Raw genomic sequence first — 11,441 nt, forward strand, 5'->3', positions numbered from 1 at the left:
TTCGATGAAGCGAAATTCTTCCAGCAATTCAAGTGGTGCTTTGGCAATTTTTGTAAAGACTCCGGAATTGTCTCCTGTCAAAACCCGCTTGGCTGCTTCTATTGGGCGCGAGAAAGCGCTCCAATTTTATGAATATACTCTCGCGGCAACGGCGGCCTTAGGAAGAGAGCTGCAAAGAAGAATTCCGGACCTCCAAATTTATTGGGCCGTGGCTGAACCCGAAGGGCACAAGGCAAAGAGATGGGCCTCGTTTCCAGTTGTTCATCAAGGATCTGGAGAACTTGGTGCTCGCCTGGGTTTTGTTTACGAGAGTCTCTTAATGAGCCATTCCTACGTTTGTTTTGTGGGTGCCGATTCGCCCCATCTTGAGATCGAGGCGCTCTTGGAGGGGGTTCGTTTGACCAAAAAACATTCAGAGAAAAAATTTGTGATGGGCGAGACCCTTGACGGCGGCTTTTATTTTTTTGGGGGCAGTCTTTCGGTGCTCTCTTCGGCTTGGCAGAATGTGGAGTACAGCACTAGCAAAACAGCGTTCCAGCTGATTCAGAATCTCACGGGGTTTGGAGAAGTCGATCTCATTGGAGAAAATTTTGATATTGATACGATTGATGATCTGATTCGTCTTGCCGAAATTTTTCCTACCAGCGAGGCATTGCTTCCCGAGCAGCTAGAATTGATTCAATGGTCGAAATCGCTATTTTGAACTGGCCCGCTTGATTGTTGTTCCAAGCTCCAAGGGTCCCTGGCTGAAGTAAATCTCAGGGGTTCAGGATCTTCAAACATGCGTCCGGGAGCAGCGCTCACGTTGTGAGCACTGCACCAAGCCGAACTCGATCCTGAACCCCTGAGATTTACTTCAGCCAGCTCCCTGTGTCCTTTGGACACAACAAATTCACCGACGGCTTGCGGGCCAGCCGCTGTATAAAGGTTTAGATCTTTTTTTTCGAAGCTTTCAATGCGAGATGATCTGGTGATTGTGAAAATCCACATAGAGGTCAATATGATTTTTCTTAGATGAAATATTGCTGAAGAACTCCTCTCTTGCAGGGCCTCTTTCGTCAGGGCGACGGTGGTGCGACTGATTTTTAAGAATTTAGCCACCCACCTTTGTGACACTCCCGAGCAGAGAAGTTCAAAGATCCGTCTCTTGATTCGGCGTCCATCCGACATTAATACAGAGGCTGGCCCGCAAGCCGTCGGTGAATTTGTTGTGTCCAAGACAAAGGGAGCTGGCTGAAGTAAATCTCAGGGGTTCAGGATCGAGTTCGGCTTGGTGCAGTGCTCACAACGTGAGCGCTGCTGCCGGACGCATGTTTGAAGATCCTGAATTCCTGAGATTTAGTTCAGTCAGGGACCCTTGGAGTTTGGAACAACAATCAAGCGGGCCAGTTCAAAATAGTTAGGTGATTTATTTTCTTCTTAAGCAAAGCCCTTGGTTTGGCAGATCCAGAGCAGAATTAAATTTCGCCGACATGTTTTGGTAAGCGATAAGAGCAGTCAACTCGACAATATCGTCTGGCTTGAACAGAGCTTTCAACTTCTCCCGCGTTTTGTCGCTGACCTTTTTATTGGAATCCGTCATTTCTTCACAGTAGGTGAGCGCCGCTTTTTCTTTTTCAGAGAGAAGCGAGCTGTGATGCCAGTTTTCTAACTCATTCACCAAATCTTGTGATCCACTTCGTTCGATGAGGATAAGTGAATTGAGGTCGATACAGAAGTTACACCAGTTGATTTGTGCCACCCGCAACATCACGAGGGATCTCATTCGGGGTTCAAGGTGAGAGGATTTACGATTGAAATAGAGATAGAAGCCTGTGAAAAGTCCGAGAAGGACGGGGAGTTTGCCCCATTGCATTGTGGGGATTAGATGTTGTCCAAATCGTCGTTTTTGAGATCTCAGGAGGAGTCTTGTGAAAAGTGAATATTTTTGCAATGGCTTTTGCGGAACAAAACTCGACATGATGGAACCCCAGAGTTGTGTGGCTTCGTTCGTTTGTTCATTCCATACTAAAAGAATTCTCTTTTCATGCCAAAGCTATTCGGTCGGTCTGGACCGATTGTACTAAAAAAAGTCGTCCCGACTCCGGCTAGTGTCGTTTCAATGTGGCACCTGAGGATGGAATAGCATAGAAGTAATCTTTTTGAGTGAGTGTTATCTTTCGTGTCAGCTCGATGTGAGAAGCATGAATCGCCGTGTCCGAATCAATGAGGGAAGCCCCAGTTGATTGCAAGTTATAAAGTCTGCTTCGCGCCCCCGCACTGCCTGAAGTGACGACCTCACCCACTGCAATCGCGCCACTCGTGTGAGGCTGAATGTCTGCAACCGCATGCCCGGTTCCTGCCAACAGCATTTTTGAGAACCAAGCTCCGGCATTTAAGGTTCCGGTTGCACCGGCACTCGCCGTCGCTGTCAATCCATCGCTTTCATCGAAATGGTAGTGATAGACAGCACCGGCTGAAGTCAGAGCACTAGATGGAACTGTGATCGACGCGGTGGAATATAGAACACTACTGGAGAGGCGGAATTCATCGATCGCTCCATTGAAGTAGTCAGTGCCGTCTCCTCCCAGGTAAAGGCTATTGTCGTCAGCATCCCAAGTGCTCAGATTAACCGCATTTGTTCCTTGCAATGTGCCATTCACCCACATTTTCATGCCACTGCTGCCGTTGACAGTTGCAGCGACATAAACCCAAGCACCAGCATTCCAACTGGTTGCAGAGGAAGTGACGGTATAATCAGCGCCAGAATGTCTGACCCAAAATTCAAGACGACCGGACAAGAAATCAAATCCGTAGGAGCCGTTCACTCCATTTGTTCCTCGGAGCATCAGAACGGGTGAGCCAGAACCAGAGTTAATCAACTGATCGGGACGGAACCACATTTCGATTGTCAGCGTATTGGTCAGTGAGCCACTTCCACTTGCCACGATGTAGCCCGATGATCCATCAGTATTGAGGATGCCGCTGAAGGGAAGGCTTCCAGTGCCCGTGTAGCTGAAATTTTGGAGATCTGCCAAGGTGTTGTTGGTAAAATTCTCGTCAATCACCGAGAGTCCACGAGGAGAGGCGATCAGGACAGTATTGTTCCCATTTGTTGAAGTGTTCTGACTGAGAGCCAGCTGACTAAAATCGAGGCCAGCGAGGCCTGCGTTGGTGGATCGCGTGTAGGTGTAGTTGGCAGAAAAATTGGCTGCCAACGGAAGGCTCAGATTGGAGCGATAAATACCTAGGTTTTGTTCCGCATAGTAGAGTTCGCCGGCTGTGCTGAGCGCAATGCTCTGGATCTTGCCGGTCGAAGCTGTGTTTGTGTAGGCCGTCGAGGTAGAATTGACCTTCAACAAGTAAGGACCATTGTCCGTCGCGACCGCAAGATAAACGTTTCCGCTCAGTTCGATGACATCCAAATCATTGACGGGCTTGTTGATGAGGGCCGCAAAGCTTGTGTCGACCGACCAGACGCCAGCTGAATTGCGCTGACTCAGGTTCTTGTTGGATTTTGTGACGGTGTTAGAAATTTGAAACATTTGGTCGTTGGCGAAATCCAGAAGGATGACTCCGCCAGTTCCTCCTCCGGAATTGCGCATTCCAACGAAGATCTTACCTTCTTTAGCCACGACTTCTGAAATCGACCCAAGATCGGAGTCGATCGCATAGTCCACACCGATATTGAATCGCATAAACAACTTGTTGCTCGTGAGATCGACGATGTCCAAATTATTGGTCGAAGCGAGAATCATGACTCGAGCGGGGAATTCGGCTCGTGAACCGCGCACATTGGCGACATGGCTCTCTGAATACCAGCTCTGTGTTCCAGCCGTTCTCCAGGCGGAACTTACGTCCATCACTGGTTCCCAAAAATGGCTAGCAGTTTGTGAGGCTGCGCTCAAGAAGTAATTTCCTGTTGAATCTTGGCTTGCAATTGTCCATGTGGCACTTCCAGTCGTGACGTTGACAGTCACGCTTGAACCGCCAATAGAGACGGTGCCAGCACCGGCTCTGCTTCCAGATATTTTGGATTGGCTTCCTGTGATGGGGTGTGGAACATATTGCATAATTCCGGTTCCAGTCCAAGAAGAGCTCGCAGCAATCACAAAATTGCCATAAAGATCGTATTGATTTGAGTACAGATTGGCTTCTTGATCGATGGAGAGGTTCAATGTGGTCAAGACGGCGCCAGCAGCTGAGGCCGCGTCGGCAATTCTCGTGCAGTTCGCCACATTGGCGTCAACATTGACTCCTGTGAGAGTGCCGGTCCAGGATGAAACATCGTCGGTGACAGTGATCGAAACTCCTGTTTCAGCTTTCTTGAGATTGACATTTGCAGTTCCCACGCCCGCAGCAAAATTGATCACAGTGGGAAATAGAGGTGTCAGATCGCCCGATCCGCAAGTGCCAAGTCCGTTTCCGGCAGTGGTTGTGAGAGTCACGTTTCTGGGAGTGTTGACGCTCGTATCTGTGGTTCCATCGGGTTTTCGAGCGGTAACGGTGAGATCAAAAGCTGTTCCTGCGACTTTGTTTCCGCCGGCGGTGAGTTGCACGAGGTAATTGCTGGCCGCGATGGACACGGTGAAAAGCATGGGAGAATTCGTGGCCTCGGTTGAATTTCCCGCATTGTCATAAGCGACCACTTTCATTTTGTACGTCACGTTGTTGGTCAAGGCACATCCACCAAAAGCTGCCGTGACTGCGTTCGCAGCGACTGATTGCAACGTGCACTTGACCGTGTCGTTGCTATTGAGAATTGTGACATCATATCTGTCTTCGCCACTTGTATCGTTCCAATTGACTGTGACATTGGTTCCCGATGTCAAATAATCATTTGCTGTCACGTCGGAACCACCTGTGGCACCCGTGACAGAAAAGGCATTTGGTGCGGTCGTATCAACACTGAAACTGTATCCATTGTTACTTGCGTTGGAGGCGTTGGTAACTTCGTCTGTTGCAGCGATTTCAATTGTGTAAGTGGTTCCATTTGCTAGCCCACAGCCGACCAAGGCCAGCGAGGTCGCTGTTGTAGGTCCGGAACACATGACAGTGCTAGAAAGATTTTTGATAACGACATTGTATGTCACCGTGCTTGCGTCGCTGGCCGCTGACCACTCCACGGTTGGATTGGTGGTTGTTCCGAGGAGGTTGTCCGCAACTGTGTCTGAATTGCCACGAACACCTGTGATGGTAAAGGCGCCTGGAGCTGAGGTATCATAAAACATGGTGTGAACCGCGGCCGTCGACGAAACATTTTGAGCCAAATCTTTGAGGTAGACATAGACTTTTCGACTGCCCAAGGCACCCAAAGTGACTTGGCTTGGTTCTGTGCCCCAGCAAGCATTGTTATAAAGAGGTTGTGAGGGTGCGGCACTTGCGGCAGGCTGTTCAATCACGCACCACTGACTGATATCGGCGGGTTCTCCTGTGATTGAAATGTTCGGAGTCGAGGTCTTTGTGAACGTCGTTGACAAAGTGACAGGGTCAGAGACCGAAATGGTGGGACTGGAAGGAGCTGTCGCATCCAATGTGATGGTATCGTTGACGGTGCCAAGGCTCACGTTTTGAGCGGAATCGGCAACCCAAAGGTAAACGCTTTTGGATCCATCGCCGCTCGACACATTCATCGATGGAGGGCGACTGGTGTTCCATCCAATGTCGCCTCCAGCACCCCCAGTGCAGGTCAATCGGCTATTTGTTCCAGAGCTGGGTCGAGTGGTCTGTGTTTCACTCAAACACCAATAAGAAGCGGTTGAATCGGAGCCAATGCCGGGGTTCAACAGAACGCTGCGAGTGTAGCTGGTTGAGCTCGTGATGGCGTCTTGCAAACTGAGCGTCGGATCTCCAAGTGCTGCGAGAACTTGGTAATTTTTCGAAAGAACGCCCGTATAGGTGTTGGTGCCACTCACTTGCGATGGATTGACCGTGAAGCTCCCGACTCCGCCACCGGTATGATAGGCCTGGAACGTGGCTTCACCACCTGCCAGTGTGAGCTGGGAAGCACTTGTCATTGTCCACGGACCTCCAGAGGGGAGGGGAGCGACCACTGAACTGCTATCGTCGGTGATCTGATTGTAATAATCATCGGTCGCAATAATTCTGATATTAAATGGGAAATTGGACCCAACAGTTTGATTGAAGGGAGTGCCGCTCGCAGCTGCAGCGGAAGTCGCCTGACCGGAAACAAAAGTCTGACCTGGCAAAATGACCAGCATCTTAGACGGCGTTCCACGGAGCGTATTGTAGGTGGTAGAAGGGGCCCCAGCGTAAGATGTACCTGAGGCCTGAGCGATGTATCCGCTCCCGGCTCGATAGTTCGTCAAAGTGAAATCCCTCTGTCCACTCGCGAGGGCGCTAGAGCTGGGGCTCACAATGAAATTGGCATCACTTGAACTCAAAGTGACAGTCGTCGAGCTGTCATTGATAATGTTGTACCGATTGTCCGTCCCAATCACTCGAACAGTAAATCCAGTGCCGACATTGCGGTTCTGAGCAGTCTGAGGAGTGACGGCATTTGCGAGAGAAGTCTGGCCTGGATTGAATGTCTGATAGTCAGGAAACAGAGAAATGAGAAATGCTTTCGCTCCTGGAACAACATTGTAGCTGGCTGGATTGTTTACGGAGAGCGTAGGACAACTGAGCGTCAAAGACTGGCCACTCGAAGCGGTCACGGGATCAACCGTGAGCGTCTTTTGTCCGCTCGTGAACGATGTCCCGGCGGGTGGAGTGTCTGTGGGATCGGATGGGGTATCAATCGAGACGCTACCAGCATAGGTGCTATCGATATTGAAATAGGCATCTACTGCATAAACTTCGGCATTAAAGGTGGTGCCGGCTGTTCGGTTGGTCACGGCTCCCGTTAAAGCCAGAACATAAGTTGATTTTCCAGGGACATGCGTTTGTCCAGGGAGTTTGGCAATACACTGAGTCGCATTTCCTGCCTTAATGGCGTAGGTTTCAGAAATGTTGCCAGTCAATCCCGTGCCCGACGGAGTCAGAGTGTGCGTGAGTGAGGCAGTCAGATTGTTGACGCTAAATGTGGCAAGTCCTGAGGCCAAAGTTTGATTTCCGGGGTGGGAGTCATTTGCATCGCTGGTAACAAGAGAAATGGAGGTTCCTGAAGCCGAAAGATTTTGGTTGAAATAGGGATCTGTCGCAAAAACATCAACTGTGAAGGGCGTTCCTGACACCAATGTGTTGGAGGGAGTGCCAGAGATCGCCGTGGCCAAATCAGGCGCGCCAGAAGACAGAGTTTGTCCAGGCAAAATGGCAACGAGCTGAGTGGCCGCAATGGGATCGACTGTGAAGGCGGTGGAGGCAATTTTATTTGGAGTCAGATCCGCCGTCGCCAAGATTTGATGTGTTCCAGTTCGACGAACGGTGACATTGAAGTTGGCCACCCCACTGCTAAAGCTCGTACTGGCGGGTGCTGCGATCAAGTAAGGATCGGTGGCAGAACTCAGAGTGACTGTTCCACCGTTAAAAGTCGTGAGGGTGTTAAAGGCTTCATCCACCAGGCGAACCTTGATATTAAAATTGCTTCCGGCATTGATCTGACTGCCTCCCCCAAATGGCGTGCCAGTGAGGGCCGTGGCAATGTCCCCTGTGCCTTCAGTGAAAACCTGATTGGGCATTTCCACTAAGGTAGATAGATTTCCACTCACATTGACATTAACGACCTTCTCGACTTTTTTAGTCGGATCTGGTTGGTATTCAGCTCTCAGAGTGATCGTTTCGGCGCGAGTGTATTTGAGATCATCAAACTGGGCTTCACCGCTGGCCACTTGTCTGGTGGCTGTTCCAGAGAAGAAGGGCTGCGAACCCACAACGGCAACGTGAATATCATCTGAGTTATTTGTGTAGATGACGTTTTGATAAGCATCGAGCAATTGAGCTGTAAATGGCAAAATTGGCGTGGTGGCACTCGCATTGTGAGTGCTTGGAGGTTCCTTTGTGACTTTCCATTGCAGACTGCTCACTGTAGGCAGCGGTAAGATTTCAACTGGGGTTTCAACATTATTGGCTTCATTCAGGACCACACTCAGACCGTGTGCATCAATGTTTTGCATTCCCGCTTTGGTCGAAGTCATGGTCACCGTCGCAGTGCCCGCTGTGAGCTGTCCCTGTATGGTGGTGTCGGTGGCTCCTGCAATACTTGCGGGGAGAGTGTTGGTTAAAGTCGTGTTGATGATATCTCTCGTCGCCAAGGGAGTTGTCAGATCAAATTGAACATTCATGTCAGAACCTAAGCCTGAAGTGATTGCATTCCCCCAAATGTCATCTGCAAAAAGAGTGAAAGTATTGGTTCCACCCGCACTGATCTGGTTGAACTCACTTAGGACATGCAAGTGATCAACGGCCTGACTGGTCACAGTGATAGGGGCTGTGCTACCTCCCGCAAACAAGGCTCCCTCTGTGCTGGTCACTTGAATTCTTGGTGTTCTCGCTGAATTGTAGAGCGTGAAATTCAAGCCGGACGCCACTCCATCGCTAAACAAGAAGAGACCATCGAGAGGTTGCGAGTGATTGTAGTTTAATCGAGTGTTCGCATTGTTCAATACCGCAAAGTTGAGTTGTCTTAAATCGTCTGCATAATTCAGGTCATTGCCTTTGGCATCGCGCAGATGAATATTAACGGCAAAGGGGACCCCGGCGCTCTTGGCTCCTGGAGGGACTTCGACCAGAACATTGTCCAATTGACCTGCATTGACAGTGAATAGACCCGTTTCGACGACGAGATCGGCCTGCGGATTCGGCCTGTCGTATGTGGCTCTTAATTTGGCGGCTGTCATTGGCCTTAAGGGTTGAATGAAAGTGGAGGAACCTGTGTCGTTGTAAGTCACTGCCGTTGGATCGGAAGGCGTAACCAGCTCCCAGGATAAAATTGGCGAAGAGGCAAAGTTGCCCAAGGTATCAAAGCCCGATCCATAATAAGTGGTGTTATTGTCTGTGGTGATCGTAATGGGCGTTCCAACGACCGAACTTCCTCCCGCTCCGTAGGCCGTGCGAATATCAACAACTGCCAAGGCTCCAGGTAAAATTGTGACCGAGCGGGTATCCCCAAGAACAGCAGGGTCCGAGTGAGTGGCCGTGAACTGAAGACCCGAGTCGCTGATATTGGGCAGTCTCCCGCCAACGGTAAAACTCACCCCTGCGCAAGTGTATGGGCTATTGATCATGCCCACCGCTACGGCTCCCTGTGGCGGCATGTAGGCCGGGGTGCTGAGATCAGGTGAAGGTTGAAAAGGGCCGGCGGGAGAGTAAGAGAAATTAACTGAGCCGCCAGAAGCTTGGTGCAGACAGTTGTCAAACTCGTCATAAAATACCGCGGCCACACCGAAGGAATGGGTGGTTCGAACAGATCCATTTGGACTCAAGACTTGTCCATAGTAGGCTGGATTTTCAATAATACTGAGTTTGATGTGGTGGAGAGCGGCCTCTGCAACTTTGCCCTCATAATGTCCCCAATACATAACAGAGGCATAGGTCCCAGAAACTGAGAAGTCGATATCATCAACATTCTCTTTATAGAAGGTCGAGAAGGGTGTGCTCGAGGTTGGAGAAAAATTTCCGGTTGTCGTTGCGGTTGTATTCACATCCACATTGAAGTTGGAAATAAAATTGCCACCTGCATCCTCAAGTGCAAAATGAAAATCAGAGGGCACACCAGCAACAAAGCCAAATTGACAATCAGATTTTCCTGTTGCGCCTGATAAAACTTGCTTCGAATAGAGTCCGCCCCTCATGTTCGGAGGACCAGTCCAAACCGCTGGACAATAGGAATCACTATCGCCTGAAGCCTTGCGTAGTCCAATATGACTTGGCGGACCGACAGTCATGTTCATTGTGATCTCGCCATTGAGTGCCGGCCAATCTGCGGTCGCATCCGCTGAGATTGTGAATTTTGGACTCACGCTGGTCGCGTCGAACAAGAAGATATATTCATCAGCAGCCAACAAGTCCTGCATTTCTCCCAGAACGAAAAACGAGGGTGTAGGTGATGGATTGAATAGTTTGGATGTGAGGTCTACCGGGTAGTCAACACCATTGTAAGTTACAATCGTGCTTCTAATCGGGACGTCGCCTCCACTCGGAGTTGTGCCAGAAAGATGGTTGGTCCAGACAGTGCTGACATTAAAATATCCTGTGTATCCAGCGGGCTTTGCTGTCGAAGACGAGACAACATTGCCCTTGGCATCGACGGCACGAGCCCCTAGCCGGAATGGCTGCCCGCCCGTCTTATTGATGGAACCGTCTTTTGAATATACTTCCATGCGTGAGGGAACTCCTGGATCCACGGTGATTTTGCCACTCGCCACTTGAGGGTAGCCGGCCACATTCGCATAAATGTAACCAAAGGCCGGATAAGAAACGGTTTTGGTTGGCGAATAGACAACCGAAGTTCCAATCGAGCCTGAGAAGTAGTCAGAAATGGCAGTTTTATCGCTGGTCCAAGTTGCACTGCCACCATCTGATATATAGTTTCCGACCGAATCAACCAGGGCTGTTGTCAGATTGATCGGAGCATGGTCTGTTGTGATCACGCGGTCTTTGACGGGAAGTGCCCCATTCGCTGGACCGCCAGTGTTGTCCGCAATAACAATGGCAGAAGCGGGCTTGGCTGTGACAGTGATGTCGTAGGCAAAAACATCAATGTAGCCACCATTGCCATCGCCCACATAAATCGTGGTGACATTTCTTGCATCGACGAGAACAGTGTTCACAGGTAACACGCAAATCCCGTGGCTAAAAGTGCAAGCAAAGGCCGTTGGAACATTTTGTGGTTGAGTGCCAGTCCAAGTGGGCCCCGTGATGACATTCCAGATGGTCACTATAGTCCCGCTGTAATCCGATACAACATTGTCGCTATCAACCAATTTCAATATAAATCCAAAGGTATCACCGGCCGACACCGTTGTTCCCGATGTTGTTTCGAGAGAAAAACGCAAACCAGGTACGCTATTATTTGAAGACAAATTGAATGTAACTGAGACATTCGTGCCCCTGACCCGAGCCTCAACAATTCCCTTCACATCGAACTCGCTGGGTGCTCTGACTTCAGTGAAGGCGGTTCCTCCTGCACTCGTTTTTGTTTGGGAAAGAGTCAGATAGTATCCGGCGCCAGACAGAATGCTGAAATCAATATCCAATCCGGAGGCCGGCTTTCCATCGACGTTGGAGGCCATGATCATGAGTGGTTGGCTGAAGAGTTGATTCGGAGCTGTATACTGGTTATCGCCCCCGATAACCTTCAGATTCAAACCATATTCCTTATTTTGAACCTCTTCGCTGCCTTTCTCTGATTTGCATGCGACCAAGTTGGCCACTATTCCAACAGCGATTAAAATTCTAAATAAGGAATTTCCCATCATACGTACCACTTGGATTTCCTCTGCACAATTGGTTACCGAGCTTTTTCAGGTTAACCGAAAGAACCGCGAGTAGCGATTTATTTT

At 49.7% G+C, this 11,441-nt stretch carries 5 protein-coding genes; 2 read left to right on the forward strand and 3 right to left on the reverse strand.

Going from position 1 to position 11,441, the window contains the following annotated elements:
• The first annotated feature begins 4 nt into the window (after positions 1–4).
• On the forward strand, positions 5–703 hold the full coding sequence (locus tag IPL83_03790) for a DUF2064 domain-containing protein (protein MBK9038278.1): 699 nt from the start codon (positions 5–7) through the stop codon (positions 701–703).
• Here the strand turns inward: IPL83_03790 and IPL83_03795 are convergent.
• On the reverse strand, positions 679–1,101 hold the full coding sequence (locus IPL83_03795) for a hypothetical protein (GenBank protein ID MBK9038279.1): 423 nt from the start codon (positions 1,099–1,101) through the stop codon (positions 679–681). The genes IPL83_03790 and IPL83_03795 overlap by 25 nt on opposite strands.
• A 107-nt stretch (positions 1,102–1,208) precedes the next feature.
• Here IPL83_03795 and IPL83_03800 point away from each other — a divergent pair, with 107 nt between their 5' ends.
• Positions 1,209–1,403, forward strand: a complete 195-nt coding sequence (locus tag IPL83_03800; protein MBK9038280.1) for a hypothetical protein — start codon at positions 1,209–1,211, stop codon at positions 1,401–1,403.
• A 5-nt stretch (positions 1,404–1,408) separates the two neighbouring features.
• On the opposite strand, the gene IPL83_03805 is transcribed toward IPL83_03800, so the two are convergent.
• Positions 1,409–1,960 carry a carboxymuconolactone decarboxylase family protein gene (locus IPL83_03805; GenBank protein ID MBK9038281.1) on the reverse strand — a complete coding sequence of 184 codons (552 nt, stop codon included), beginning with the start codon at positions 1,958–1,960 and terminating at the stop codon, positions 1,409–1,411.
• Between the two features lie 127 nt (positions 1,961–2,087).
• The gene (locus IPL83_03810) at positions 2,088–11,366 is read right to left on the reverse strand and encodes a LamG domain-containing protein (protein MBK9038282.1); all 9,279 of its coding nucleotides are present in this window, start codon (positions 11,364–11,366) and stop codon (positions 2,088–2,090) included.
• Positions 11,367–11,441: the final 75 nt, after the last annotated feature.

The sequence above is a fragment of the Bdellovibrionales bacterium genome, assembly GCA_016716765.1.
Lineage (GTDB): Bacteria > Bdellovibrionota > Bdellovibrionia > Bdellovibrionales > UBA1609 > JADJVA01.